The organism is Bradyrhizobium sp. CFUWI (assembly GCF_056429085.1).
The window spans coordinates 381,584-406,976 of sequence record NZ_JBWJZE010000001.1 but is presented as its reverse complement, the minus strand read 5'-3'; the positions used below and the strand labels follow the sequence as shown (position 1 = coordinate 406,976).

The window sequence follows — 25,393 nt, the reverse complement described above, 5'->3', positions numbered from 1 at the left end:
ATTGCGGCTGACGGTGGCGCGACACTCTAACTCGTCATTCCGGGGCGATGCGAAGCATCGAGCCCGGAATCCATCTCACCTCCGGATATGCGGTCGGATGGATTCCGGGCTCGCGACTTCGTCGCGCCCCGGAATGACGGAGCAAGTTATGCCGGCGTCAGCTCGTCATACACCGGATAATCCGTATACCCCTTCTCCTCGCCGCCGTAGAAGGTCGCGCGGTTGTACGGCGTGATCGGGTAGTCGTGCTGCAGGCGACGCGGCAGATCGGGGTTGGAGATGAAGATGCGGCCGAACGCGATGATGTCGGCATGGCCGTCGGCGATCGCGGCATTGGCGGTCTCACCGGTGAAGCCGCCCGCGGTCATCAGCACGCCGCTGTAGAGCGGCCGGAACAGCACCATCGCCGACGGCACGTTCTCCCAGTGGACGTCGGCACGGCCGGCGCCGCTGGAGCGCGGCTCGATGAAATGCAGATAAGCCAGCCCGAGCTGGTCCAGCGCCTTCACGACGTAGGTGTAGAGCGGCATCGGATCGGGCTCGCCGGAATCATTGGCGATGCCGTGGGGTGAAAGCCGCACGCCGACGCGGTTCGCGCCAAAGACGTCGATCGCGGCCTGCGTGACTTCGAGCAGCAGCCGCGCGCGGTTCTCGATCGAGCCGCCATATTGATCGGTGCGCTGGTTGCTGCGCGACTGCAGGAACTGCTCGAGCAGATAGCCGTTGGCGCCGTGGATCTCGACACCGTCGAACCCGGCCGCGAGCGCATTCTTCGCCCCTTGCCGGAACGCCTCGACGATATCCTTGACCTCCCCGGTCTCCAGCGCGCGCGGCGTCTCATAATCCGAGATCTTGCCGTCGGCCGTCATCGCCTTCATCCCTTCCGCCCTGATCGGGATCGCCGAGGCCGAAACCGGCAGCTCGCCGCCGTGAAAGGAGGAATGCGAGACGCGGCCGACATGCCAGAGCTGGAGGAAGATGATGCCGCCCTTTGCGTGCACCGCGTCGACCACCTTGCGCCAGCCGTCGATCTGCGCCTGCGAATAGATGCCGGGCGTCGCCGGATTGCCGCGGCCGTGCGAAAGCACGGGCGAGGCTTCGGCGATGATCAGGCCGCCGGGCGTGGCGCGCTGGGCGTAATATTCCGCGTTCAGCGGCCGCGGCGAAAAGCTCTCGCGCTCGGCCCGCATGCGCGTGAGCGGCGCCATCGCGACGCGATGCGCAAGCTTGTACGGACCGACCTGCAACGGCCTAAACAACGCTTCGAATTTCATGTGGCCCCCGGATGTTTACAGAAGGATGCGGATCATATCGCGAGGGGCGGCACCCGGAAAAGGCGCCGCCCCTCGAATGCGGATATTCTCTCTCGCGGAACGCGACAGAGAGCAGGCCTTACGCCGTCTTGATCCAGACGGCCTTCACGTTGAGATATTCCTCGACATGCTGCTTGCCGGATTCGCGGCCGTAGCCGCTCATCTTGTAGCCGCCGAACGGCACAGCCGGATCCATCGCCTGGTAGCAGTTCACCCACACCGAACCGGCGCGCAGGCGCTTTGCGACCGCATGGGCCTTGCTGACATCGCGCGTCCACAGGCCCGAACCGAGGCCGAACGTGGTGTTGTTGGCGCGCTTGACCAGCTCGTCCATGTCCTTGAACGCGATCGCGGAGATGACGGGGCCAAAGATCTCCTCCTGCGCGATGCGCATGTTGTCCTCAACGCCCGCGAACACGGTCGGCGAGACGAAGAAGCCTTTCGACAATGCGCCTTCGGTGACCCGGCCGCCGCCGGCGAGTGCCTTGGCACCTTCCTTCTGACCGATGTCGAGATAGCCGGTGACGCGTTCGAGCTGCTGCTCGGAGACCAGCGGCCCGATCTGCACATTGGGATCGAGACCGTTGCCGACCTGCAGCTTCTTGCCGAACTCGGCGACGCGGCCGACGAACTCCTCGTAGATCGACTGCTCGACGAACAGGCGCGTGCCGGCGCTGCAGATCTGCCCCGAATTGGCAAACACCGCCATCGCCGCGCCAGGCACGGCGGCATCGAGATCGGCATCGGCAAACACGATATCCGGTGACTTGCCGCCAAGCTCGAGCGAGACCCGCTTGAGATTGCCGGCGGAGGCGCGGATGATCGACTGTCCCGTGACGTGCGAGCCGGTGAAGGCGACCTTGTCGACGTCGTGATGCGAGGCGAGCGCGGCGCCGGCGGTCTCGCCGTAGCCGGGCACGACGTTGATGACGCCGGGCGGAATGCCCGCCTCCATTGCGAGCTCGGCGATGCGCAGCGAAGTCAGCGGCGCCTCTTCGGCGGGCTTGAGCACCACGGTGCAGCCGGTCGCGATCGCAGGACCGATCTTCCAGATCGTCGCGGTGAGCGGCCCGTTCCAGGGAATGATGGCACCGACGACGCCGATCGGCTCCTTCAGCGTGTAGGAGAAGATTTCGCCAGGCAGCGAGTTCTCTATGGTTTCGCCGTGGATCGCGGTGGTCTGGCCAGCATAGTAACGCAGCATGCCGACGGCGCGCAGGCGATAGGCGCGGGTGCGGCTGAGCGGCGCGCCCATGTCGAGCGTGTCGAGCTGCGACAATTCATCGAAATTCTTCTCGACAAGGTCGGCGAGCTTCAGGAGCAGGTTCTGCCGCTCGAACGGCTTGACCTTGCTCCAGGGCCCTTCGAAGGCGCGGCGTGCGGCGGCAACCGCACGATCGATGTCTTCCTTGTCACCCTCCGCGACGGTCGCGAGCAGCTCGCCCGTTGCAGGATTGCGGGTCTCGAAGCGCTTGCCTGAGGCTGCATCGACCCATTTCCCGTCGATCAGCATCTGCTTGTAGGACCCATTCGCGAACGGATGGCGCGTGATCGGAATAGCCTGCGACACAGCCATGGCTGCACTCCCTGTCAGGTGATTGATTGGGTCGATCTGGGCGGGATCGTTGGTCGTATAAGTACAACCGGCCCGGAGGGGCGTAAAGACGGCGTGGAGCGAAGACCTCCCATGCCGACTTGTGCAGGGTCGAACCGAGCGCGTGCTATAACGCGACCGAGCGCAACGCAGCTTCGCCGGAGTCCAGCCATGTCGCATCCCGCCATCGTCAAAGACAACGTTGCCGTCATCACGGGTGGCGCATCCGGAATCGGGTTTGCCGCCGCCGCGGCGTTTGCGCGCACCGGCATCAAGGTGTGCATCGCGGATGTCGATCAGGGTCGCCTGGTCGAGGCCGCAACAAAACTGTCATCCATCGCCGGTGCCGCGAACGTGATGACGGCCGTGGTCGACGTCAGCAAGACAGAAAGCCTGACGGAACTCGAGCGCGCGGTACGCGAGCGGTTCGGTGGCACCGACATCCTCATGAACAATGCCGGCATCCAGCCGGGCAGCACGCTGTTCGGCGAGCCCGACCATTGGCAGCGCATCATCGCCGTCAACATGTGGGGCATCATCAACGGCTCGCGCATCTTCGCACCCAACATGATCGCGCGCGGCAGGTCCGGCCTCATCATCAACACCGGTTCCAAGCAGGGCATCACCACGCCGCCGGGCGACCCCGCCTACAATGTCTCCAAGGCCGGCGTGAAAGCTTTCACCGAAGCGCTCCAGCATGAGCTGCGTAACACGAAGGATTGTCGCCTCTCGGCACACCTGCTGATCCCCGGCTTCGTCTTCACCGGCCTCACCGCTAGGGGGCGCACCGAAAAGCCGGCCGGCGCCTGGACGCCGGAGCAGACGGTCGATTTCATGCTGGCACGGCTGGAGGCCGGCGATTTCTACATCCTGTGCCCGGACAACGACGTGCCGCGCGCACTCGATGAGAAGCGCATGCTGTGGGCCGCCGGCGACATCGTCGAGAACCGCCCGCCATTATCGCGCTGGCATCCGGACTACGCGGATGCGTTCAAGAAGTTTGTGGAGGGGGAGTAGCTGTCAGACCCTCATGGTGAGGAGCGCGCCCTTCGCGTCTCGAGCCCCATGCAGGCCCGACTGAGGCAGTCCGGCCTCGATCCTTCGAGACGACCGCTTTCAGCGGTCTCCTCAGGATGAGGGGTTAGAGTGTCGCGGCGCGGCGCGTTAGCGCAAGCGCGCTACAGCGTCTCTTGCTGATGCCCGCAATTCTTGCAGGCGAACTTGACGCGGCTCTGGCCCTTCTCCGCCTGGACCCGGTTCGGGGCGCCGCACTTGCCGCAGACAGCCTCGATGCGGGTCGTGCCCTGCTTGACGACGATGGACTTCTTTTCCATCGATTCGCGGATCAGGCGCTCGGCCTCCTCACGCAGCGATTGTTTCGACAAAGCTCGTCTCCGCCTCTGAACGCGCGAGAGCCATATCGCACCTGCAGTCGGAGCACAATGCGGGATACGGATCGCGGAGCACGACACGCGTTCAGTTCCGGACACGAGAGCCGCGGCGCGTATTGCTCCGCGGCCCTCCTGCTTGTCGTCCTGATCGGCTCAGACCGTTTTTTTTAAGCGGCCTTGGACACCTCCATCAAGAGCCGCTCGGCCTTCGCATCCTCGATGCGATTGACCAGCCGGCTGCTCTCGTGATTGTCGCGCACGGTCTTGGTCAGGGTGATGCAGGTCTGGACCAGCATGACGATACCCATGGTGAGATAGCCCTTCATCCAGACGTCGATCGGCAGAAAGAAAACGCCGATGGCGACCAGGAAGGCGGAGGCTGCGAAGGACGCGTACGTGAAGGTCACCCAGGCGTTGCTGTGGGGCTGGCCGTTCTGGTTCATGATGGTCTCCTGTGAGGACGAATGATGACGGGTTAGGGATCAGGTAATCGGCGAGCGCTTGGACTTCAGCCGCGCCAGCACGTCGTCTGCGGTCGTCTTCAGCCGCGGGCCAAAGCCCTGCTCGGCCAATCTTTCGGCGATGGCGATGGGACCGGTGGCCGCATCGAGCTCGACCAGCGCATCGTCGGCCGCCTGAGCTTCCATCTGCCGATCGCGTAGACGCCGCAAAGTGCTCTCCGCCTCCGGCAGCGTGGTTTCGTATGGACGCGCGGCCTCAATGCCGCTGCGGCGCAACGAGCGGACCGCCTCCGAGGCACGGGCGACGCGGCGGCCGCGATCGAGCTCGGTGATGCGGGCCTGTGCGTTTGCGACGTGCCGCTTCAGCCGGGCGATCTCGGTCGCGAACAGCGCACGGGCCGTCATCGCGGCATCGCGGTCCGCCTCCAGGCCCGCGATGGCTTCGGCGGCGTCCCTGGCGAGGTCGTCACGGCCGCCGTCGAGCGCCGCAACCGCACGAGTCTCGAGATCGGCGATGCGGGCGAGGGTCGCCTCGAGCTTGCGGCCTTCCTGCTGGTCCTGCGCGATCGCCAGCGCCAGCGTCCGCTTGCTGCGCTCGACGGCGGCAGCCGCATCGCGCATCTGCTGGTCGAGAATCAGAAGGGCCGTCCGGTCTTCCAGCTCTTCGCTCGCGGCGGCCACGCTGCCGCGGAAAAGTGTCACTACAGTCTTGAACATCTTCAGCTCCCTGTTATGAGCGTTGCTCACAATTCCTTTGTAGCAAGGAACCTGAACATCGTTCAAGAATATTTTGAGCAACGCTCAAAAATTTGGATAAAGATGTCTAAGACCCTGGAACGTCGAGAGAAATTGAGATCAGACCTGATCCTGGCGGCGGAGCGGATGATCGCCGATCGTAGGTTGTCGGGGCTGAAAACCCGTGATCTCGCCCGAGAGATCGGTTGCGCCAATGGCGCGGTCTACAACCTCGTGGCCGACATGGACGAGCTGATCCTGCGTGTGGGCTCGCGCACGCTGCTGCGGCTGGACGAGGCGCTCAGCGCCGCGGAAAGCGCGGGCGAGCCATCGCCGCAGGAGACGCTGGTCCGCATCGCCCTCGCCTATTGCGATTTCGCGGCCGAAAATCTCCAGCTCTGGCGCGCGCTGTTCGAGCACCGCATGGAGGCCGACAAGGTCGTCCCCGACTGGTCCGTCCAAGATCAGATGCAGCTGTTCCGCCACATCTACCAGCCGCTGGCCGCGTTGTTTCCGAAGCGCAGCCGCGAGGAGCTCGGCATCACGGCGCGCAGCCTGTTCTCGGCGGTGCATGGCATGGTGGCGCTCGGACTGGAGCAGAAGCTGGTTGCCGTGCCGCTGCCGGCGCTGCGCAAGGAGATCGCGGGACTGGTGCGTGCGATGATCGACGGATTGATCGTGCGCGACGTGGAAAGGAGCGGCGGCGGCTGACTAAAATTTCACCTGTCGCATCGCCAGTAGCACGCTTAGCCTTCGAGCCGTCCCTCACCTCTCGGAGCTACTCATGCCCCTCCTCATCCGCGGCGGCACCGTCGTCAATCACGATCATTCGCGCCGCGCGGACGTGCTGATCGCCGGCGAGACCATCGTCGCGATCGGCGCTTCGCTCGATGCGCCGACAGGGAGCGAGATCATCGATGCAGGTGGCGCCTACGTCATCCCGGGCGGGATCGATCCGCACACCCATCTCGAAATGCCGTTCATGGGCACCGTCACCGCCGACGATTTCGAATCCGGAACCAAGGCGGCGCTGAGCGGCGGCACCACCATGGTGGTGGATTTCTGCCTGCCCGATCCCGGCCAATCCATGCTCGCGGCGTATCAGGAGTGGCGGCACAAATCCGAGAAGGCGGCCAGCGACTACGGCTTCCACATGGCGGTGACGTCATGGTCGAAGCAGATCCATGACGAGATGGAGATTGTGGTCAAGACCTACGGCATCAACACCTTCAAGCATTTCATGGCCTACAAGGGCGCGCTGATGGTGAACGATGACGAGCTCTACAACTCGTTCGCGCGCTGCGCCCATCTCGGCGCCATGCCTGTCGTCCATGCGGAGAACGGCGACGTCGTCGCCCTGATGCAGGAGGCGCTGATCGCGCGCGGCGTCACCGGCCCCGAGGGCCACGCCTATTCACGGCCGCCGGAGGTCGAGGGCGAAGCCACCAACCGCGCCATCATGATCGCCGATATGACCGGCACGCCGGTCTATATCGTGCACACCAGCTGCCGCGAGGCGCATGAAGCCATCGCTCGCGCGCGGGCCAGTGGAAAGCGGGTCTATGGCGAACCGCTGATCCAGCATCTGCTGCTCGATGCCGGCGAATATCAGAGCAAGGACTGGGACCATTCCGCACAGCGCGTGATGTCGCCGCCGTTCCGCGACAAGTCGCATCAGGACAGCCTCTGGGCCGGGCTGCAAGCCGGCTCGCTACAGGTGGTTGCGACCGATCATTGCGCTTTCACCACCGAGCAGAAGCGGTTCGGGCGCGGCGATTTCAGGAAGATCCCGAACGGCACCGGCGGCCTCGAAGATCGCCTGGCGCTGCTCTGGACCGCGGGCGTCGCCACGGGGCGGCTGACGAAAGAGGAATTCGTCGCGGTAACCTCGGCGAACATCGCCCGCATCCTCAACATCTATCCGCGCAAGGGCGCGGTCGCCGTAGGCTCTGATGCCGACATCGTGGTGTGGGATCCGAAGGCGAGCAAGACTATTAGTGCCAAACGGCAGATGAGCCGGATCGATTACAACGTGTTCGAGGGTTTTGCCTGCATCGGCGGTGCGGCGGCGACGCTGTCGCGCGGTCGTATCGTCTGGACGGATGGCGATCTGCGCGCCGAGGCCGGCGATGGGCGATACGTCGAACGTCCCGCCTTCTCGCCGGTGCATGTGGCAAATTCCACCTGGAAGGAACTGACGGCTCCGCGCGCCGTCGCGCGCGGCGCGGTGACGCCGTAAGCCATCGCACTCCCTGGCAGAAGTCCGGGGTAACGACCTCAATCTTGGAGAGACTTTAGGAACGAACGGCTGGAGGCCTCGTTGTCGCGTAGTTTCTCTCCAGCACGCGAGTCCCTCATGTATCACCACGTCAAGAAGCTGATGTTCACCGTGCGCGTCGACGAACCCGATCCGCGCTTCGGCAATATGCTCCTCGAGCAGTTCGGCGGCGCCAACGGCGAACTTGCGGCCGCGATGCAATATTCGATTCAGGGACTGAATTGCGAGGATCCCGACCGCAAGGACCTCTTGATGGACATCGGCACCGAGGAGCTCAGCCATCTCGAAGTCGTCGGCTGCCTTGCCCGGATGCACCTTGCGCCCTCGAAGAATGACCGTCAGGCGGCCGAAGCCGATCCGCTGATCGCGATCGCCGGCGGGGGCGGCGTCAACCTGTTCAACTCGCAAGGCAATCCCTGGACCGCCGACTATCTCAAGATCACCGGCGAGCTCGACGTCGATCTTCGCAGCAACATCGCCGCCGAGGCGCGTGCGAAGATTGTCTACGAACGGCTGATCAATTTCTGTGACGACGCTGGCTCCAAGGACGCGCTGCAGTTTCTGATGACGCGCGAGATCACGCATATGAAGGCCTTCGCGCGAGCGCTCGAAAGCCTGTCGAAGCCTGCCTTCAGTGTCGGCAGGATTGCGCCGACGCCCGGCCTCGTGAACCAGTTCTTCAACGACTCCACCGGTAGCGGCGACCACGGCGAAATCGACACCCGCGGCCCCTGGAACGAAGGAGAGGAGTGGGTGTTCACGGAATCGCCCGCCCTCCAATCTTCTGACCCCGGCGCGGCCCCGTCGATCGTCGCGGAGAGCTCGTCGCCCGTCGACGAGGCGGGCCTCACCGACCTTCTGCTTCACGAGCTGCGCGACATCCTCCATGCCGAGAAGCAGTTGACCAAGGCGCTTCCCAAGATGGCGCAGGCCGCGCGCTTCGACCAGCTGCGCGAACTGTTCGAGCAGCATCTGGCCGAGACGGAGAACCAGGTCGAGCGCATCAACGAATGCTTCGAGCTGCTCGGCGAGACCGCTCGCGCCAAGCCTTGCAAGGGCATGATGGGCCTGATCGAGGAAGGCCAGGAAGTCATGAAGGAAGGCCAGGAAAAGGAGGACGCAGCCGCCGACCTCGCGCTGATCTCAGCGGCGCAGCGCGTCGAGCATTACGAGATGTCCGGCTACACCACGGCACGTAACCTGGCGCAGCAGCTCCGGCATAGCGCGATCGTCGCCCTGCTCTCCAAATCTCTTGCGGAAGAAGAGAATGCCGATCTCCTCCTCAACCAGGTGGCGCGATCGCTGATGTCGGTCGCGAAGATGCCCGCCGCGGTGGAGCAGGCTGAATAAGGAGCGCCGATCGCGCAACGCGTCGCCGGACCCAAGCCGCCTCGCCTCTTCGCGGGACGGCTTGGCACGTCCCGCCCGTGGCATACACCTTGCCTCTCGATGCCGGATCATTCCGGACAGGAGGCACCCTTGAGCGTTTCACCCCTCGATTTGAACCGCCGCTGCGTCGTGCTCGGCGGCCTCGGTGTCGCCGGTATGGCAGCCTTTGCTCCACGCCTCGCCTGGGCCCAGGGGCGCAGCGAGACGCTGCTGGTGGTGCAGGAGCTCGGGCCGAACTCGCTGGACATGCAGGGCGTCGGCTCCAACCAGACCGTGAACGGCCTGTCCTGGAACTGCTACGACCGCCTGCTCACCTACGCCTCCAAGACCCTGCCAGACGGCACGTTGTCGTACGACCGCGAGAAGCTCGCGCCCGAGCTCGCCGAGAGCTGGGAGGTCGCGCCCGACGGCATGTCGTGCACCTTCAAGCTTCGCAAGGATGCGAAATTCCACGACGGCACGCCGGTGACCGCCAAGGACGTCAAATGGTCGTTCGACCGCGCCGTGAAGGTCGGCGGCTTTCCGACCTTCCAGATGTCGGCGGGATCGCTGGAGAAGCCGGAGCAGTTCGTCGTGGTCGACGACCACACCTTCCGCATCGACTATGTCCGCAAGGACAAGATGCTGCTGTTCAACGTCGCGGTGGTCGTTCCCTTCATCATCAACTCCGAGCTTGCGAAGAAGAACGCAACGGCTGAGGACCCTTGGGCGCTGTCGTGGCTCAAGAACAACGAGGCGGGCGGCGGCGCCTACAAGATCGAGAGCTGGAAGCCGGGCAGCGAGACCGTCCTGACGCGCTTCGACGACTGGAAGAGCGGGCCGCTGCCGAAGGTGAAGCGCGTGATCGCGCGCGACGTTCCCTCCGCCGGCACGCGCCGTGCCATGCTGGAGCGTGGCGATGCGGATATTTCCAGCGGCTTTGCGCCGCGCGATTTCGAGCAGATCATCCGGGAGGGCAAGGTCAAGGTGTCGGGCGTGCCGATCCCGAATGCACTCTGGTATGTTGCGCTCAACACCGCGAAGCCGCCGTTCGACAATGTGAAGCTGCGCCAGGCCATCGCCTGGGCGATGCCGTATGAGCAAATCCAGAGCAGTGCGTTCTTCGGCCGCGCGGTTCCGATGTATGGCGGCGCGGCCGACGTCTCAAAGCCGGTCTGGCCGCAGCCATTTCCTTATGTCACCGACCTCGACAAGGCGAAGGCGTTGATGAAGGAAGCCGGCTTCGCCTCCGGCCTGGAGACGACCTTGTCGCTCGACACAGGCACCGCGACCGTCGGCGAACCCACGGCGATCCTGATCCAGGAGAGCCTCGCCAAGATCGGCATCAAGGCGGGAATCGACAAAATCCCGGGCGCGAACTGGCGCACGACGCTGAACAAGAAAGAGCTGCCGCTCGCCCTCAACCGCTTCAGCGGCTGGCTGGATTATCCCGAATATTACTTCTACTGGAATTTCCACGGCAACAACTCGATCTTCAACATCTCCTCCTACCAGAACAAGGAGATGGACGCGCTGATCGACAAGGCGCGGTTCACCGCGGATGCCGCGGAATACGACCGGTCGGTGAAGGACTTCATCGCGCTCTGCATGCGCGACGTTCCCGTCGTTCCGCTCAACCAGCCGATCCACGATGTCGCGATGCAGAAGGCCATCACCGGCTACGAGTTCTGGTTTCACCGCGAACCGGACTATCGCCAGTTCGCGAAGGGCTGATTCTTTTCCACCACCCGGACACCGCCTGCCGCCCGAGCCTGCGCGATCGGAAAGCCCCTCGCCAGCCTCGTCTCACTTGCGTGCAGCATGGCCGCGTCGAGCTTGCCCCGCCGTGCCCCGTCCAGGGCACAGGCGAAGACGCGGTAGAACTGCGCGCTGTCATAGGCCACCAGCAGCAGATCGACGCCGGCATTGATCGCCTCGACCACGGCCTTGCAGACGTCGTTCTGGTAGATCGCGCCCATCACGAGGTCGTCGGTCATCACCACCCCCTGGTAATTCCATTTGTCGCGGATGATGCCCTGAACGACGGATTTCGAATGCGATGCGGCGCGATCGGGGTCGACGGCAGTGAGCGTGACGTGACCGACCATCAGCGCGCTGCGCGAACGCGACAGCACGTCGCGGAACGGAAGCCAGTCGGATGCCTCCAGCTCCTCGACCGGCGTGTCGAGCTTGGCGCTGAAATGATGCGTGTCGGTGCGCACGCGGCCGATGCCCGGAAAATGCTTGAGCGTGGCGCCGACGCCGGATTCTTCCAGCCCGCGCACATAGGCGCTCGCGATGGTGCTGACGACGGCCGGATCGGTCGCGATCGCGCGCTGGCCGATCAGCGTGTGGAAATCGAGCCGGTTGCGCCGCGCCGGCGGCTTGAGGTCGAGCACCGGGGCGAGATTGAGATTGACGCCGACCCCGGCGAGCTCCCGGCCGTGGATGCGGCCGAACTCTTCGGCCTTGGCCTGCTGGTCGCCGGGCGCAAGCTCGGCGAGCGTCGCCAGGGCCGGCACTTTCGTCAGCGGCGGCGCGAGATGCCCGACGATACCGCCCTCCTGGTCCGCAGCGACGACCAGCGGCGGCAGGCCGGTTGCGCGCCTGATGTCCTGGAGCGCGGCGATCTCGCTCCGCAGCGCCTCGACCGTGCCGCCGCGGATGTTGTGCCGGGTGACATAGACGCCGCGGATCAATCCCTGCCTGGCAAGGCGCGCGACCTCCGGGAAGGAGGAATAGCCGACCATGAAGTGAGCCCCGAGCTGGCGCGCCTCGGCAGCGCTGGCGCTGAGAACGTCGTGCCTGCGCAACTCGAACTTCAGATGCGCCGCGGACATCAGAACCGGCGGCAGGCACCAGAGCATGACGAGCAGCTTGCCGGCAATGGTGCGCCAACGTCCCCACCGCAGCAGAACGGCGACGATCATGAGGCTTGCGGCGACAAGCGCGATGTTTCCGGCGCCGCGCAGCACGAGCAGATAGGGATCGTTCTTGTTTAGGGCCGCGAACGCGACGACAGGCGCGGCAAGCCAAAGCAGAATGAGACCGAGGCGACGAAGGAATTGCATGATGTGCCACATGCGATGAGGGCGAATGCTTCGCACCTATCAAAGCGACTGGCGCTGCGCGAGAGGCAAATGCGCGCCTGCACGAAATCTGCAAAAGACTCCTGAAGCCGTGCAGACGATGGTCCCGCCTTCTGCACAAGCGCCGTCCAGAGTTCGTCATGCCAACCATCACGAAAGGTCTTCTGGACATGACAAGCCTGGCTTCGACGATCGCGGAGGAAATCAAGCCGATCGGTCATTCCTCGATCCCGGCCAAGGTCGGCCTCGCGCTGGTGCTGGCCGCACTCGCCGACTGGCTGTTCTACGGGCAGCGGATCGGGCTGTCGCTGGCACTCTTTGCGATCGCGATCGCCGGCGTGTCGGTGTGCTTCAATCGTGCGGCCATGGATCTGCGCCGCGCTCTGGTCGGCTCGGCCGTTCTCGCCGCCGGTCTCGTGCCTGTGATCGAGGAGCTCAACACGCTGTCGTTCCTGATCCTGGTCGCATCGTTGATGATCGCGTTGCTGCTCGCGACCAATGCGGAAGCGACCGGGCTCGCCGACCGCGGCCGCGCGTTGCGCAACTTCGTCCTGCTCAGTCCCTTCCGGCTCTTTCTCGATGTGCCCCAGGCGTTCGACGCGTCGGCGCTCACCCGCGGCATTGCGCGCTGGCTGCTGCCGGCGGCGCTGAGCGCAGTCTTCGTCGCGCTCTTCGCCGCGGCCAATCCGGTGATCGAGCAATGGGTGTCCCTGCTCAATCCGAAGCTCATTCTTCATTATGTCAGCATCCCGCGCGTCCTGTTCTGGGCGCTGATGCTGGCATTGGTCTGGCCGTTCATTCACGTGCGCTGGCGGCGCAAGCCGATCGTCAACACCGCTGCGGCCGACGGTCTCGTGCCGCCGCCGCTCCCGCCCGTTGCCTCCGCCGAATTCCTCGGCCCCTCCACCATCCTGCGCTCGCTGATCCTGTTCAACCTGCTGTTCGCGGCGCAGTCCGTTCTCGACGGCATCTATCTCTGGGGCCATTTGGCACTGCCCGACAATCTGACCTATGCAGGCTATGCGCATCGCGGGGCCTATCCGCTGATCGTAACCGCCCTGCTCGCCGCGGCGTTCGTGCTGGTGGCGATGCGCCCGGGCGGACCGGCCGAGAACTCGACGGTGATCCGGCCGCTGGTCTATCTCTGGGTGGGACAGAACGTGCTTCTCGTCGCCTCCTCCATCCTTCGTCTCGATCTCTACGTCGGCGTCTACATGCTGACTTACTGGCGCGTCGCGGCCTTCATCTGGATGGGGCTGGTCGCGCTCGGACTGGTCCTGATCGTGACCCGCATCGCCCTCCAGCGGTCGAACAAATGGCTCGTCGGCGCCAATCTGATCGCGCTCGCGACCGTGCTTTATGGCTGCTCGCTCGTGAACTTCGATGCCTTCATCGCCGACTATAATGTCACTCACAGCCGGGAAGCATCGGGCAACGGCATGCCAATCGACATCAACTATCTCCTGACGCTCGGACCACAGGCACTGCCCGCCATCGACAGGGCCATCGCACTCCGGCCCGGCTCGAGCGAGAGCTGCCTTGTGTCGCGACGCGACCGCCTTGTAGAACAGCAGCGCCAGGATCTGGCCTGGCGGAGCTGGGGCTTTCGGAGCTGGCGGCTTCAGCGCAGGCTGGACGCGCTGGCGAAGGATCCGTCCGGCACCCGGCCGGCCGGCTGAGCGGAGAGTTTCTTGGCGCATCGCATTCTCATCGTCGACGACGAGGGCCACATCCGCGAGGTCATCCGCGTCGCTTTGAAGAAGGCCGGCATGGACGTGATCGAGGCGCGCGACGGCAAGGAGGCGCTCGGCCGGGTGGCCGCCGACAAGCCCGATCTGATCGTGCTCGACATCGGCATGCCCGAATTCGACGGCCTCGACGTCTGCCGCGAGATCCGCAGGACGTCCGACGTGCCGATCCTGTTCCTGTCGGCGCGCGACGAGGAGATCGACCGCATCCTCGGCCTCGAGATCGGCGGCGACGATTACGTGACGAAGCCGTTCAGCCCGCGCGAGCTGGTGGCGCGGGTCAATGTCATCCTGCGCCGGCTCAACCCGCGCAACGGCGAGACCAAGGCTGGCCCCGCCGCGCTGACCCAAGGCGGCCTGCTTCTCGATCCCGAGCAGCACGTGGCGACCTTCGCCGGCACGCCGCTGAAACTCACCGCGATCGAGTTCGGCATCCTGCGTGCGTTCCTGACCCGGCCGACCTCGGTCTTCAACCGCGAGCAGCTGATGCGGGCGGCTTATCAGCTCAACATCCAGGTCTCCGACCGCACCATCGACAGCCACATCCGTAACATCCGCGCCAAGCTCGCGGCGCTGGCCTGCGACAACGTGATCGAGACCATCCACGGCGTCGGCTTCAAGCTCGGCCGCTGCGAGAAAGAGGCATGAAGGCGGCGCCCGACAAATGGCGGCCGTCGCTCGGCCTCGTGATCTTCACGGTGCTGGCCACCGTCGCAGTGCTGCCGCTGGTCGGCCTGTTCTTCTTCCGCCTCTACGACAACCAGCTGATCCGCCAGACCCAGGCCGAGCTGATTGCGCAGAGCCGCGTGCTGGCGACGATCTACGCGCAGGAAGTCTCAGTGCGGCTCGACAGCGGGCTGACGCTGGGGGCCGAAGTGCCGCCGAACGTGCTGCCCGATCCGGGCGACCCGGTGACGCCGATCCGGCCCGCGCTCGATCTCACCGCCAACGATCTGCTGCGGCGTCGACCGGATGCGCTGCCCGCGCTCCGGCCCGCCCAGCCGGGCTATGTCGAGATCGGCGCAAGACTGACGCCGATCATCCGCGAGACGCAGAAGGTGACGCTGGCGGGCTTTCGGATCCTCGATCCGCAGGGCGTCGTCATCGCCGGGCGGCAGGAGGTTGGGCAGTCGCTCGCCCATATCGAGGAGGTCGCGGACGCGCTGCACGGGCAATACCGCGCCACTTTGCGCAACCGCGTGCCGGACAAGCCGCCGCCGCCGATCTATTCCTTCAGCCGCGGCCTCGGCGTGCACGTGTTCTCGGCTATGCCCGTCATCGTCAACAACCGCGTCGCGGGCGTGATCTACACCACGCGGACGCCGAGCAACATCTTCGATCATCTCTACCAGGAGCGGGCCAAGTTCGTGCTGGCCGGCCTCGCCGTCATCCTCGGCACCATCGCGATCGGCCTCGTATTCTCGCGAACCATCACCCTGCCAATGCGCGAGCTGGTCGACCGCGCTGCCAGAATCGGCCGCGGCGACCGCGAGGCGTTCCAGCCGCTCCGGCATTACGGCACGCGCGAGTTCGCCCAGCTCTCGCATAGCTTCCTCGGCATGGCCGAGCAGCTGGCGCGGCGCTCGGACTATATCGCGACATTCTCGGCCCACCTCACCCACGAGCTGAAATCGCCGCTGACCTCGATCAAGGGCGCGGCCGAGCTGCTGCAGGATTCGGTGCAGGGCAAGGCAGGCAGCCTGACGCCGGCCGAGCAGAACACCTTCATCGCCAACATCCTCTCGGACACCCAGCGGCTGGAGGCGATGGCGCAGCGGCTGCGCGAACTCGCCCGCGCCGAGAGCCTGCCGCAGAACGAGCGCACCGAGCTGGCGCCGGTGATCGCGGATCTCAAGAGCCGGTTTCCGGAAAGCTCGATCGAGGCCAGCGGCAGCCTCGACCGCTCCATCGCCATGTCAGGCGAGAAGGCGCTGATCGTGCTGTCGCATCTTGCCGACAACGCGATGCGGCACAAGGCGAGAGCGATCCGGCTGGAGGCGGCCTTCGAGCGCACGACCCTGCGTCTGACGGTGAGCAATGACGGCGAACCGATCTCGGCGCCGAACCGCGACAGGATTTTCGACGCGTTCTTCACCACCCGCCGCGACCAGGGCGGCACCGGGATGGGGCTTGCGATCGCGCGGGCGGTGATGGCGAGCCATGGCGGCTCGATCAGCCTCAAGCCGACCGAAGAGGGGGCGGCCTTCGAGCTCCAATTTCCAATAGCCTAGATCGCAAACACCCAGGCGGCGACGATGGTGCCGATGGTGACCAGGCCCGCGATGGTCCAGCCGGCGGCATATTCCAGCTCGGGATGACCTGTCGCCCGCATGATCTCTGCCGGATCGGCGGTATGCTTCTGTGCCATGACAGCCTCTCGCGCGTTACCTCCCGCGTCATATGTAAGTCGCTTGGGGCGGCAAAAGGTTCCGTCACGGAAATGCGAGAAATGACGCAGCTCGGATTGTTCACTGAGCCGGAAGCAGGACCATCCGGGCTTCGCTATGCCGACAAATTTATCGAAGCCGCCGTCGAGCAGGATCTGATCGGCCGCATCGCAGCATTGCCACTCCAGCGCTTCCAGTTCGGGGCGTTCGAGGGCAACCGGCGGGTGGCGTCCTTCGGCTACCGCTATGACTATTCGCTGCAGCGGTTGGCCGAGGCGGAGCCGATCCCGGACTGGCTCCTGCCGATCGCGCGCCGGGCCGAGGCCTGGGCGGGACTGCCGGAGGCCAGCGTCCGGCAGGTGCTCTGCACCGAATACGATATCGGCGTCGGCATCGGCTGGCACCGCGACAAGCCGCAGTTCAAGGAGGTCCTCGGACTGTCGCTGGGCTCGGCCTGCAAGTTCCGCTTCCGCCGGCGGTACGACGACAAATGGCAGCGCCACACGCTCGAGGCGCAGCCGCGCTCGCTCTACCTGATGCAAGGCGAGGCACGCTCGCAATGGGAGCACAGCATCCCGCCGGTCGGGGCGCGCCGTTACTCCATCACGTTTCGGACGATGAAGCGGACCTGACGGGCCGTCCAAAACGAAAAATTTCGAAAACAACCCCATGCACAGTAGAAGGCCATCCCGGCTCGAGCCCCCGGCGGCGACGCGCAGCCGTCCCGGGGGGACCGTACTTGCGTACCAAACCCGGCTGCACGCCGGACCGGCGGCGCGTTCCGTGCCGCCGCGAATCGGTGGGAGGTGCCGCGAATTCGCCTCAAGGCCGGCTGACTAATGAGGCGAATTGAAAAGACGGGCCACATCTGCGGGCCAATATGGGCCCCGAAGGCCGGCATCACCATGAAGAATTGCCTGACATTTTTCCTGCTTCTGACCATGACGGCGGCGTCTGCCCATGTCGTAGCGCCGCCAAGGCTCACGGGCCCCTCAGATCTCATCCGGGTCGGCCTCACCGATTCCGACACCACCGCCGGCGGCACCGCGCGGCTGTGCGAGCAGGTCACCTTCTCGCGCGGCCTGCGCTACGGCGAGAGCGAAGCCAACGTGCTCGATGTCGCCGCCAGCGCCACCAAGGCGGATACGCCGCGGCCGGTGCTGCTGTTCGTGACCGGCGACACGTTCACCGGCGACCACGCCGCGCCGGAACTGTCGCGCCAGATCCAGGATCAGGCGATGTGCTTTGCCGCGCGCAACGACATGATCGGCGTGCGCGTCAACTACCGCCTGGCGCCCTCGGCGACCTGGCCGATGGGCGCCACCGACGTGGCGGCGGCGCTGTCCTGGGTCCACGGCAATATCGACCTGTTCAACGGCGATGCCCGCGAGATCGTCGCGATCGGCTATGGCGCCGGCGCCTTCCACCTCGCGACCCTGCTGGCGCATCCCGAGTTTCAGGCCGACCGCGCCGATGTCGCCGCCGTTGTCCTGGTGTCCGGCATCTACCGCGCGGGCAAGGACGCGAGCGACAGCGAGAAGGCCTATCTCGGCAGCGATGTCAGCCAATACAACAAGCGCTCGGTTTTCCCGGGTATCCTCAATGTCGATGTTCCGATCGTCCTGGCTTGGTCCGCCGACGATTCCGCTGGGACCGTGGCACAGGGCGAAACCTTGAAGAAGACGCTCTGCGGCGCCGGCCATTGCCCGCGCAGCGCGCTGCTGCGCAGCCGCGACGGCATCGCGAGCGCCCTCGGTCTCGACGGCTCGGGCGACAGCCTCGCCGAACCGACGCTGCTGCTGGTGCGCCAGCTGGAGGCGCGGGGGCTGCCGTAGCAGCGGCGTTGCTCCGCTATCGACAACTCACGCCATTTGCTAGGCCTCGTCCGCAGGACCCGACAATCCGGTCAACACGCCTGCCGTTTCGCCCGCGACCCGCCAGGCCACACGATCGCCAAACGCTTGACCTACATCAATCGGCCTTGGTGCGAACTGAGCCGACCTCGTTGGTGGCCAACGAAAAGGTGTCGAGCATGCGCGTCACCGGAAGAGTGCTGTTCATTTCGATCGTCGCTTTCGCCTCGCTGGGGGCGATGTCGCAGCAACGCGCCGAACAGCCGGCGAGCGACAAGGAAATCCGCATCGGCAATGTCATGCCGTATTCGGGGACGCTTTCTGAATTCGGCGCGATCGGTCAGGCGGAAGCTGCCTATTTCGACATGATCAACGCGCGCGGCGGCATCAACGGCCGCAAGATCCGCTTCATCACGCGCGATGACAATTCCGATCCGTCGACGGCGCTGGAGCTGACGCGCAATCTGGTCGAGAAGGACGACGTGCACCTGATGTTCGGATCGTTCGGCACGCCCGGCAATCTCGCCGCGCGCTGGTATCTGAACGAGAAGAAGGTCCCGCAGCTTTTCGTCGCCTCCGGCGACGAGGAGCTGAGCCAGGCCAGGGCGTTCCCCTGGACCATGGGCTGGCAGCCGTCGATCCGGTCGGAGGGGCGCATCTACGCCAACTACATTCAGGCTTATTACCCCAGGAAGAAAATCGTCGTGCTCTGGCAGAACGACCAGTTCGGACGCATGCTCTACAAGGGGATCCAGGAGGGACTGGGCGACCTGAACCGCCATGTCCTCGTCGACATCGCCTTTGACATCGGCGACGAGCACCTCGACGGCCACGTCTCGATCCTCAAGCGCGCCGGCGCCGATATCTTCGTCTTCCTCGGCGTGCCATCGACGGCCTCCAAGGTGATCAAGCTCGCGGCTTCGCTCAACTGGCGCCCGGTCTTCATCGTCAACGATGCCTCCGCCTCGATCGCCAATGCGATGGCGCCCGCGGGCCTGGAGAATTCGGCCGGCGTTATCTCGGCGGCGTTCCTGAAGGACCCGAGCGATCCCGCCTGGAAAGACGATCCCGCCATGAAGGAATGGTTCGCCTTCATGGACAAGTACCATCAGGTCGAAAGCACCAACAACAACGCCGCGGTCTACGGCTACGCCGCGGCCGAGGCGTTGACGCAGGTGCTGAAGCAGTGCGGCGACGACCTGTCACGCGAGAACATCATGCGTCAGGCGGCCTCGTTGAGGGGTTACAACCCCTCCGTCGCGCTGCCCAACATCAGGATGAATACCTCGCCGAGCAATTATCTGCCGATCAAGCAGATGCGGCTGGTCCAGTTCGACGGACGGTCGTGGCAGCCTTTTGGCGAGGTGATCGAGACGGCGTTCACGGAGGGGGTGGCAAGGTGAGGTGGCCTAGCGCGCGCGGTGACGTACCTCTTGCCCTCCCCTGGAGGGTCCTCGGAGGGGGAGGGTCAGCTCACATTGAGCGCAGCGAGATATGAGACGGGGGTTGGGTGAAGGTCTCTCCACACATGGTCTGCCCGTGCGAGAGATCACGCCACCCCGCTAACAGGAGGCAGCCGCGTGCGGCGGAGAAACCGGCTCTTGCTCAACTTGCCTTCCATCGCAAGCCAGATGATGGCTCCCCTGCGGGGCCCCGGCCGGGATGGCACGAACCCACTCATTCAGGTCAGCCGATGCTGGTCTGCCCAGCAAATATCCTTGGACGAGATCTAGTCCTTGGCCCCTCAGGTAATGTAGCTGCTCCTCGGTCTCGACGCCCTCTGCAGTAACTTGCACCCCTAAGCCGGCCGCCAGAGTCATGATCGAGGCCACCACCGTCCTGTTCGCCGGGTTCGTCACTAAGCCTTTGGTGAAGGATCGATCGATCTTCACCTTGTCGAAGGGGAATGAGACTACCGAACCAAGCGATGCATATCCCACACCGAAGTCGTCCAGCGCGATCGTTATCCCGATGTTCTTGAGGTGGCGAAAGAGCAAGAGGTTCTCCTCCTTCTCCTGCAGCAGAATGGATTCCGTGACCTCGAACTCGAGCCGATCGGGCGACAGACCTGTTTCCAGCAGCGCTCTCAGCACATCGTCGAACAGTGCCGGTCCTTGAAACTGCGCAGGAGACAGGTTGACGGCGACCTTGATCCCCTTGGGCCACGACGCTGCGTCTGCGCACGCCTGACGAAGAATCCACCGGCCTAAGGGCTCCATAAGGCCGGTCTCTTCAGCGAGTCCAATGAAGCGATCCGGGTAAAGCAGGCCCTGAGAGGGATGACGCCATCGCACCAAGGCCTCCATCACCCGCGGCTGCAGCGTCTTCGCATCAAAGATCGGCTGATAGTGCAATTCGAAATCGCCCCGGGCCACGGACTCGCGGAGTTCGCCGACACGCCGATTGCGGGCTTGCGCGTTCCTGTGCATCTCTTCTTCGAAGAACCGATAGCCGTTTCGGCCCTCCGCCTTAACGCGATAGAGGGCGAGATCTGCCTTGTAGAGCAGTTCGGAAGCCGTAGAGCCGTGCCGGGGTGCGAGCGCCAATCCGATACTCACCCCGACCGAGACATCCTGTGCCGCGATCGAGAACGGTATCGCTACGATTTCGAGCAGGGTGATCGCAAGTCTTTCCGCCTGTTCGCGCCCTTCTCCAGTGTTGAACTGAACGATCGCGAACTCGTCGCCTCCCAGACGGGCGATCAGATCGCCATCGGCCGAAACCGACTTGAGGCGCCTGCTCAGCTGCCTGAGCAAGGCGTCACCGGCAGCATGCCCCAGCGTATCATTCACCCACTTGAACCCGTCGAGATCCAGCAAGTAGACGATCAGCTCTTGTTCGCTCGCATTTGCTTGTGCAAGCCGGTTCGATAGCTCCTCGAGCAGGGCGGCCCGGTTCAAAAGCCCGGTCAAAGCGTCGTGGCGGGCCGCATAGTGCACCAGCGCTTCGGCGTTCTTCCGAGCTGTTATGTCGACCCGGATTGCCATGTAAGCCACTGGCTTCCCCTCCGGACCGAGTTGAGGCGTAATGACCGTATCGACCCAATATAAACTGCCGCCTTTCGCTTTGTTGCAGAGCTCTCCGCGCCAGACCCGGCCGCGCGCGAGTTGACGATACATCTGGCGGAAGAACTCACGCGAATGAACCCCGGACTTCAGGATGCGGTGATTGCTTCCGATGAGCTCGTCGCGGTTGTAGCCGCTGATCTCGCAGAGCCGGTCATTGGCATAAGTGATCGTACCGCGCACATCGGTGACTGCGACAATGACCGCTTGATCGATGGCATATTGCTTCTCGATCAGCTCCTGCCTTGCCGCTTCGGCCCGCAGCTCGGCAAGCCGCAGCTGGGTGATGTCCCGATGCCTTTCGACAAAGCCACCTCCCTCCATGGGATGCATGTCGAGCTCTATGACCGTCCCACCTTCAAGTGCGTAGCTGGTTCGGAATTCTGCTCTCAGCTGGATCGCCGCCATGTACTCGGCAATCCGGGCGCCCGCAGACATTCCGTTAGCGCCGGCATACCGGCTGACCAGAAGCTCCTGCACGTGTGTCCCGGCGGCAACCTGCGAGGGCGTCAGGCCGTACAAACTGCGATGCAGCTCGTTGCCGATCACCAGACGCGACCGTTCGTCGAAAACGCACAAGCCATGAGAGCTACTTTCGATGGCCGCATGAACCAGTCGCTCCCAGTCCATGGCCGGAGAGCCGCGAGGGCCGATAGCAGATCGTGACGCCGGCCGGCTCTCGGCCGCAGGCAGAACTTCGCTCATCGCAGCATGAATTGTATTGGCTGGTCCCATGACTTTCTGCGACGCAATGCTAGGCGGCTTTGATTTCGTCAAAGAATGCGTCTACCTCGGACCGCAGAGCCGATGCTTGGCCGGAAAGCGCCTCGGAGGCGCTCAGCAGCCTTCCCGCGGTCTGCCGCGTTTCAGCAGCGCCTTGGCTGACTCCACTTATGTTGCTCGAAACCTCCTGCGTGCCGCGCGCGGCTTGTTGAACGTTACGTGCGATCTCGGCTGTCGCGACACCCTGCTCCTCCACGGCGGCTGCTATGATCGTGGCGATTTCGTTGATGGATTCGATCGTACCGCAGATATCCTGCATTGCCGTCACCGACTGCTTCGTCGCGCTCTGGATCGACGAGATCTGTTCCCCGATTTCACCGGTTGCTTTTGCTGTCTGCTCCGCCAAGGCCTTGACCTCGGCAGCAACGACCGCGAAGCCGCGACCCGCCTCACCCGCCCTCGCGGCCTCAATCGTGGCATTCAACGCCAGCAGATTGGTTTGCCCAGCGATCGACTTGATCAATTCCACCACGTCGTCGATGCGTTGAGCCGCTTTTGCGAGGCTCTGGACGGTGGCGCCGGACCTCGAGGCCTGCTCCACCGCAATGCCCGCAATCCGCGTCGATTCCGAGACCTGACGGGCAATTTCCCGGATCGAGGAGGAGAGTTGCTCGGTCGATGCGGCGACAGCCTGCACATTGGTCGACGCCTCTTCCGAAGCTGCCGCCACGGTCGCCGATTGTTGGGTCGATTGCGAAGAGCTCGCCGCCAGCGCACTCGCGGCATCCTGCAGCTGGGCAGAGGATCCACCAACCGTATTCAACACCGCTTTCATCCGCTCGTCGAAGGCACAAATGGCGGCGCGGACCTTCTCTTGGCGCTTCTCCCGTTCGGCGAGCATTGCCTCCTGGTAGACAGAGATCGCGATCTCCATATCCAACATCACAGCGCAATTGACTGCACTGAGAAGCTCGCAGAGGTGCGATGGCCTCCAGCGATACTGCCGTATGCCCACCGCTATGAGCTGATTGAGAACGAAATTGTAGCCGCCGATGTACCATCGCGGCTCCAGGCCGATCTTGTTGTGCACCATCCCGATGGCACGAACGCCCTTCAGGTACTCGTCGTCGAACCGGCCGTTGAACAAGCGAGCCCAGTGCGTGCCCTGCGCCACTTTCAGCCGAGGAACGTTGTTGCCGACCAGGCTCGCCAAATGCGGCTCGATCGTGAGATGCCGGTAGAAGCCGTCAAGAATTCGCGGAACCTCCGGCTCGGCGATGGTCCAGAATTCCCGCAACAGCTCGCCGGTTCGGGCTGTAATACCCATGAAGCGCATCCTAACTCGACGATGCTGATCAGAGGTGGAGTCCGCAGCTAATTCGGTGGTCACGATGACATCCTCTCAAATTGCAAGCCTTGAAAACGATTGGGTAAGCGCGACCTCGCTAATCCACGACGCAGGCTGACTAGCTGGAAAGGGCGCCCGCGATGTCCAAAGAGGAATATTTCCCGAGCGCGATATCAGGCTCGATCCGGCGGATAAGGGAAGGCGTGCATTCAGCCAACAGCTGAGTGCGGGTACCAATTCCGAGGTATCGAAAGATGTCTCTCATGATTCCCGCCCTGAAAGACCGACTGTAATGTCGGAACAATAGTGCGGAGCGACTAACCTTTTGTTAGGCAAAATTGGTGCTCGGCTTTCGTGGCACGCGCCATTGCGCGCGATGAAGCTCGAGAATCACGCGAGCAAAGCGCCAAATTTGCTGGTTGAAGGTGAGATATGCGGGTCGCGCGCGCCAATTCGGCTCGACCGTCCATGACAGCGCGCCAATTTAGCGCGGACGCACGCCCGGCTTGCCTGTTTTCGGAAAGAAGAACTCGACACCCGCCTTCGAAAGTGTGGCTTCGATCGACGAAAGGGCGGGATCGTTGTGATTTGGAGCCGCATCCAATTCCTCGATCCGCCGTATCGTTGCGCGACTGATGCCCGCGGCATGGGCCAGATCCATGACGGACCAGCGCAAGAGACCTCGGGCCGCCCTGACCTGCGCGCCGGTGATCGAGTCGCCCGCGGACCCGGCTGTGTCGGGCTCGAGATCGACGCTTATCCCGAGCCATTCCTTGACGTTGCCGGCGCCATCGAGCACCGGCTGGCCCGTCGAGCGCTTCCATTTGAAGCTGCCGTCTGCGTGCCGGATCCGATGTACGACATCGTAGCCTCGCTTCTCGCGGCTCGCCGCTTCGCGCACCTTGATGGTATCATCGCGGTCATCTGGGTGTATCAGTTGGAGCCAGCCGGAATTCAGCACAGCGGCCTGAACTTCTGCGCCGTGCTCACAATTGATGACCTCGTGGAGGCGGCCATCAGACTTCGCAACCCAGACAACGGCGCCAGTGGCCTTCACCAAGGCCCGGTATCGCTCGTCGGCAACCCGAAGCCGACTGAGTTGGTCTTCCTGGACCGTGACGTCCGTGCAAACGCCTAACGCTTTCTCCGAGTTGCCCTCGTCATCGACGAAAACGATGATCTGGCAATAAATCCATGCGACGTTGCCGCCTCGTCGGATGACGCGGAATTTCCGTCTGATGGTAGACGCTTTGCGAACGATCCGATCGACCTCGGCCTGCGCGCCCCGATCCTCGGGATGCGTCACCTGAAGAATGGAAGAGAAGGACGGAAGTACCTTTCCGGGTTCGATGCCGAGAAGATCATAGTACCCCCTCGACCACTGCATTTCATTGGAGCGCAAATCCCAGCTCCAGAAGCCACACCGCAGTTCGCGCTCGATGATACCGAAGGTCTCTTCGGTCCCTCCCTTCAAGAGGCCCAACATTTCCTGCTCTTAGCTCTCCGACCGTCGCAAATTAGCTAACTCTGCCGTCTTGTCCAGCTCGTCTGATCTATTATTCCGACGGCGCACCTAATCGCAGATCAGCACCCGGCGGTGGCGCCTGTAGACGTAAGCGCAGTTGCCGCTCGCGTAGTAGCTGGAGCGCGAATCATCATAGGCATGACCCGCATAAACGCCGGCGGCGTACGCACCGGCGTATGACGCCGCACGCGCGCCATAGGTGCCGAGTCTGTGGTGAGCATAGTCGCCCCTCCCGATATTCACCGAGACCGCCCGCGCAGAGTTTGCGACCGTCGGCACGCGACCGAGACCTCTTGCGGCGGGATCGGCGCGCGGTGCAGCCGCAGGACCAAGGCGCGGCGGTGGCGCACCGAGACCAGGACCCGGGCCCGGTCGAGGCGGGCCGGCGGCGGGAACCGCAGGAGGCGCCATCGGAGGCGGCGGGGGGAATTGCGCGAACGCGGCAGCGGGCATCGTCGCGAACGCCACGCCCAGCGTGACGGCAAGGGGCTTCAATGAAAGCATTCTCGTCTCCT

22 protein-coding genes are annotated in these 25,393 nt (G+C 64.1%); 11 read left to right on the top strand and 11 right to left on the bottom strand.

What is annotated here, in order from left to right; genetic code table 11:
• Positions 1–146 precede the first annotated feature (146 nt).
• Together AC066S_RS01920 and AC066S_RS01915 are read right to left on the bottom strand one after the other, a co-directional pair.
• Positions 147–1,274, bottom strand: a complete 1,128-nt coding sequence (locus AC066S_RS01920) for an alkene reductase (protein ID WP_478268775.1) — start codon at positions 1,272–1,274, stop codon at positions 147–149.
• A 118-nt stretch (positions 1,275–1,392) separates the two neighbouring features.
• Entirely contained in the window at positions 1,393–2,889 is a 1,497-nt protein-coding gene (locus AC066S_RS01915; protein ID WP_164718837.1) for an aldehyde dehydrogenase family protein, read from the bottom strand.
• Between the two features lie 189 nt (positions 2,890–3,078).
• Here AC066S_RS01915 and AC066S_RS01910 point away from each other — a divergent pair, with 189 nt between their 5' ends.
• Entirely contained in the window at positions 3,079–3,924 is an 846-nt protein-coding gene (locus AC066S_RS01910; RefSeq protein WP_126259508.1) for an SDR family NAD(P)-dependent oxidoreductase, read from the top strand.
• A gap of 161 nt (positions 3,925–4,085) precedes the next feature.
• Here the strand turns inward: AC066S_RS01910 and AC066S_RS01905 are convergent, their stop codons facing one another.
• From AC066S_RS01905 to AC066S_RS01895, 3 genes are all read right to left on the bottom strand, one after another.
• Positions 4,086–4,292 (bottom strand): hypothetical protein, encoded by a 207-nt coding sequence (locus AC066S_RS01905; protein ID WP_028134265.1) that lies wholly within the window; start codon positions 4,290–4,292, stop codon positions 4,086–4,088.
• Between the two features lie 173 nt (positions 4,293–4,465).
• Positions 4,466–4,741, bottom strand: a complete 276-nt coding sequence (locus AC066S_RS01900) for a YiaA/YiaB family inner membrane protein (protein ID WP_126259507.1) — start codon at positions 4,739–4,741, stop codon at positions 4,466–4,468.
• Between the two features lie 39 nt (positions 4,742–4,780).
• Positions 4,781–5,476, bottom strand: a complete 696-nt coding sequence (locus AC066S_RS01895; RefSeq protein ID WP_478268774.1) for a PspA/IM30 family protein — start codon at positions 5,474–5,476, stop codon at positions 4,781–4,783.
• Positions 5,477–5,578: 102 nt separating this feature from the next.
• Here AC066S_RS01895 and AC066S_RS01890 point away from each other — a divergent pair, with 102 nt between their 5' ends.
• The 4 genes from AC066S_RS01890 to AC066S_RS01875 all read left to right on the top strand — a co-directional run bounded on the left by AC066S_RS01890 (position 5,579) and on the right by AC066S_RS01875 (position 10,874).
• The gene (locus tag AC066S_RS01890; RefSeq protein ID WP_478268773.1) at positions 5,579–6,205 is read left to right on the top strand and encodes a TetR/AcrR family transcriptional regulator; all 627 of its coding nucleotides are present in this window, start codon (positions 5,579–5,581) and stop codon (positions 6,203–6,205) included.
• A gap of 73 nt (positions 6,206–6,278) precedes the next feature.
• Positions 6,279–7,733, top strand: coding sequence for a dihydropyrimidinase (hydA, locus tag AC066S_RS01885; protein WP_478268772.1), 1,455 nt, complete (start codon positions 6,279–6,281; stop codon positions 7,731–7,733).
• 117 nt (positions 7,734–7,850) lie between these two features.
• Entirely contained in the window at positions 7,851–9,122 is a 1,272-nt protein-coding gene (locus AC066S_RS01880) for a DUF892 family protein (protein WP_126259503.1), read from the top strand.
• Positions 9,123–9,221: 99 nt separating this feature from the next.
• Entirely contained in the window at positions 9,222–10,874 is a 1,653-nt protein-coding gene (locus tag AC066S_RS01875) for an ABC transporter substrate-binding protein (protein ID WP_478268771.1), read from the top strand.
• On the opposite strand, the gene AC066S_RS01870 is transcribed toward AC066S_RS01875, so the two are convergent.
• Positions 10,850–12,211, bottom strand: coding sequence for a glycoside hydrolase family 3 N-terminal domain-containing protein (locus AC066S_RS01870; RefSeq protein ID WP_478268770.1), 1,362 nt, complete (start codon positions 12,209–12,211; stop codon positions 10,850–10,852). The two genes, AC066S_RS01875 and AC066S_RS01870, sit on opposite strands and share 25 nt — an antisense overlap.
• A gap of 188 nt (positions 12,212–12,399) precedes the next feature.
• Here AC066S_RS01870 and AC066S_RS01865 point away from each other — a divergent pair, with 188 nt between their 5' ends.
• The 3 genes from AC066S_RS01865 to AC066S_RS01855 are packed head-to-tail and all read left to right on the top strand — an operon-like array spanning position 12,400 to position 16,208.
• Positions 12,400–13,908, top strand: coding sequence for a DUF4153 domain-containing protein (locus AC066S_RS01865; protein ID WP_167767625.1), 1,509 nt, complete (start codon positions 12,400–12,402; stop codon positions 13,906–13,908).
• A gap of 12 nt (positions 13,909–13,920) precedes the next feature.
• Entirely contained in the window at positions 13,921–14,625 is a 705-nt protein-coding gene (locus AC066S_RS01860; protein WP_478268769.1) for a response regulator, read from the top strand.
• A complete protein-coding gene (locus AC066S_RS01855) occupies positions 14,622–16,208 on the top strand; it encodes an ATP-binding protein (protein WP_478268768.1) in 1,587 nt (528 codons plus the stop codon). Before AC066S_RS01860 ends, AC066S_RS01855 begins: the two co-directional genes overlap by 4 nt.
• Here the strand turns inward: AC066S_RS01855 and AC066S_RS01850 are convergent.
• Entirely contained in the window at positions 16,205–16,345 is a 141-nt protein-coding gene (locus AC066S_RS01850; RefSeq protein ID WP_164718835.1) for a hypothetical protein, read from the bottom strand. The two genes, AC066S_RS01855 and AC066S_RS01850, sit on opposite strands and share 4 nt — an antisense overlap.
• Before the next feature lie 81 nt (positions 16,346–16,426).
• On the opposite strand from AC066S_RS01850, the gene AC066S_RS01845 reads away from it, so the two are divergent.
• The 3 genes from AC066S_RS01845 (at position 16,427) to AC066S_RS01835 (ending at position 19,620) form a co-directional block, all read left to right on the top strand.
• Positions 16,427–16,996, top strand: a complete 570-nt coding sequence (locus AC066S_RS01845) for an alpha-ketoglutarate-dependent dioxygenase AlkB (RefSeq protein ID WP_478268767.1) — start codon at positions 16,427–16,429, stop codon at positions 16,994–16,996.
• A 273-nt stretch (positions 16,997–17,269) separates the two neighbouring features.
• The gene (locus tag AC066S_RS01840; RefSeq protein WP_135170352.1) at positions 17,270–18,199 is read left to right on the top strand and encodes an alpha/beta hydrolase; all 930 of its coding nucleotides are present in this window, start codon (positions 17,270–17,272) and stop codon (positions 18,197–18,199) included.
• A 197-nt stretch (positions 18,200–18,396) separates the two neighbouring features.
• The gene (locus AC066S_RS01835; protein ID WP_164718846.1) at positions 18,397–19,620 is read left to right on the top strand and encodes an ABC transporter substrate-binding protein; all 1,224 of its coding nucleotides are present in this window, start codon (positions 18,397–18,399) and stop codon (positions 19,618–19,620) included.
• Positions 19,621–19,779: 159 nt separating this feature from the next.
• Here AC066S_RS01835 and AC066S_RS01830 read toward each other — a convergent pair whose 3' ends face one another.
• The 4 genes from AC066S_RS01830 to AC066S_RS01815 form a co-directional block, all read right to left on the bottom strand.
• The gene (locus AC066S_RS01830) at positions 19,780–21,987 is read right to left on the bottom strand and encodes a putative bifunctional diguanylate cyclase/phosphodiesterase (protein ID WP_478268766.1); all 2,208 of its coding nucleotides are present in this window, start codon (positions 21,985–21,987) and stop codon (positions 19,780–19,782) included.
• Positions 21,988–22,036: 49 nt separating this feature from the next.
• Positions 22,037–23,341 carry a protoglobin domain-containing protein gene (locus AC066S_RS01825; RefSeq protein WP_478268942.1) on the bottom strand — a complete coding sequence of 435 codons (1,305 nt, stop codon included), beginning with the start codon at positions 23,339–23,341 and terminating at the stop codon, positions 22,037–22,039.
• 496 nt (positions 23,342–23,837) lie between these two features.
• Entirely contained in the window at positions 23,838–24,839 is a 1,002-nt protein-coding gene (locus AC066S_RS01820; RefSeq protein ID WP_126259486.1) for a PAS domain-containing protein, read from the bottom strand.
• Between the two features lie 87 nt (positions 24,840–24,926).
• Positions 24,927–25,382: a hypothetical protein gene (locus AC066S_RS01815; RefSeq protein ID WP_478268765.1), complete on the bottom strand. Its 456-nt coding sequence runs from the start codon at positions 25,380–25,382 to the stop codon at positions 24,927–24,929.
• Between the last annotated feature and the right edge of the window lie 11 nt (positions 25,383–25,393).

What these genes read in the sequence shown, in the direction of transcription:
- AC066S_RS01920 (WP_478268775.1), bottom strand. Translation starts at nt 1,274, where the DNA reads ATGAAATTCGAAGCGTTGTTTAGGCCGTTGCAGGTCGGTCCGTACAAG.
- AC066S_RS01915 (WP_164718837.1), bottom strand. Translation starts at nt 2,889, where the DNA reads ATGGCTGTGTCGCAGGCTATTCCGATCACGCGCCATCCGTTCGCGAAT.
- AC066S_RS01910 (WP_126259508.1), top strand. Translation starts at nt 3,079, where the DNA reads ATGTCGCATCCCGCCATCGTCAAAGACAACGTTGCCGTCATCACGGGT.
- AC066S_RS01900 (WP_126259507.1), bottom strand. Translation starts at nt 4,741, where the DNA reads ATGAACCAGAACGGCCAGCCCCACAGCAACGCCTGGGTGACCTTCACG.
- AC066S_RS01895 (WP_478268774.1), bottom strand. Translation starts at nt 5,476, where the DNA reads ATGTTCAAGACTGTAGTGACACTTTTCCGCGGCAGCGTGGCCGCCGCG.
- AC066S_RS01890 (WP_478268773.1), top strand. Translation starts at nt 5,579, where the DNA reads ATGTCTAAGACCCTGGAACGTCGAGAGAAATTGAGATCAGACCTGATC.
- hydA (WP_478268772.1), top strand. Translation starts at nt 6,279, where the DNA reads ATGCCCCTCCTCATCCGCGGCGGCACCGTCGTCAATCACGATCATTCG.
- AC066S_RS01880 (WP_126259503.1), top strand. Translation starts at nt 7,851, where the DNA reads ATGTATCACCACGTCAAGAAGCTGATGTTCACCGTGCGCGTCGACGAA.
- AC066S_RS01875 (WP_478268771.1), top strand. Translation starts at nt 9,222, where the DNA reads ATGCCGGATCATTCCGGACAGGAGGCACCCTTGAGCGTTTCACCCCTC.
- AC066S_RS01870 (WP_478268770.1), bottom strand. Translation starts at nt 12,211, where the DNA reads ATGCAATTCCTTCGTCGCCTCGGTCTCATTCTGCTTTGGCTTGCCGCG.
- AC066S_RS01865 (WP_167767625.1), top strand. Translation starts at nt 12,400, where the DNA reads ATGACAAGCCTGGCTTCGACGATCGCGGAGGAAATCAAGCCGATCGGT.
- AC066S_RS01855 (WP_478268768.1), top strand. Translation starts at nt 14,622, where the DNA reads ATGAAGGCGGCGCCCGACAAATGGCGGCCGTCGCTCGGCCTCGTGATC.
- AC066S_RS01850 (WP_164718835.1), bottom strand. Translation starts at nt 16,345, where the DNA reads ATGGCACAGAAGCATACCGCCGATCCGGCAGAGATCATGCGGGCGACA.
- AC066S_RS01845 (WP_478268767.1), top strand. Translation starts at nt 16,427, where the DNA reads ATGACGCAGCTCGGATTGTTCACTGAGCCGGAAGCAGGACCATCCGGG.
- AC066S_RS01840 (WP_135170352.1), top strand. Translation starts at nt 17,270, where the DNA reads ATGAAGAATTGCCTGACATTTTTCCTGCTTCTGACCATGACGGCGGCG.
- AC066S_RS01835 (WP_164718846.1), top strand. Translation starts at nt 18,397, where the DNA reads ATGCGCGTCACCGGAAGAGTGCTGTTCATTTCGATCGTCGCTTTCGCC.
- AC066S_RS01830 (WP_478268766.1), bottom strand. Translation starts at nt 21,987, where the DNA reads ATGAGCGAAGTTCTGCCTGCGGCCGAGAGCCGGCCGGCGTCACGATCT.
- AC066S_RS01825 (WP_478268942.1), bottom strand. Translation starts at nt 23,341, where the DNA reads ATGCGCTTCATGGGTATTACAGCCCGAACCGGCGAGCTGTTGCGGGAA.
- AC066S_RS01820 (WP_126259486.1), bottom strand. Translation starts at nt 24,839, where the DNA reads ATGTTGGGCCTCTTGAAGGGAGGGACCGAAGAGACCTTCGGTATCATC.
- AC066S_RS01815 (WP_478268765.1), bottom strand. Translation starts at nt 25,382, where the DNA reads ATGCTTTCATTGAAGCCCCTTGCCGTCACGCTGGGCGTGGCGTTCGCG.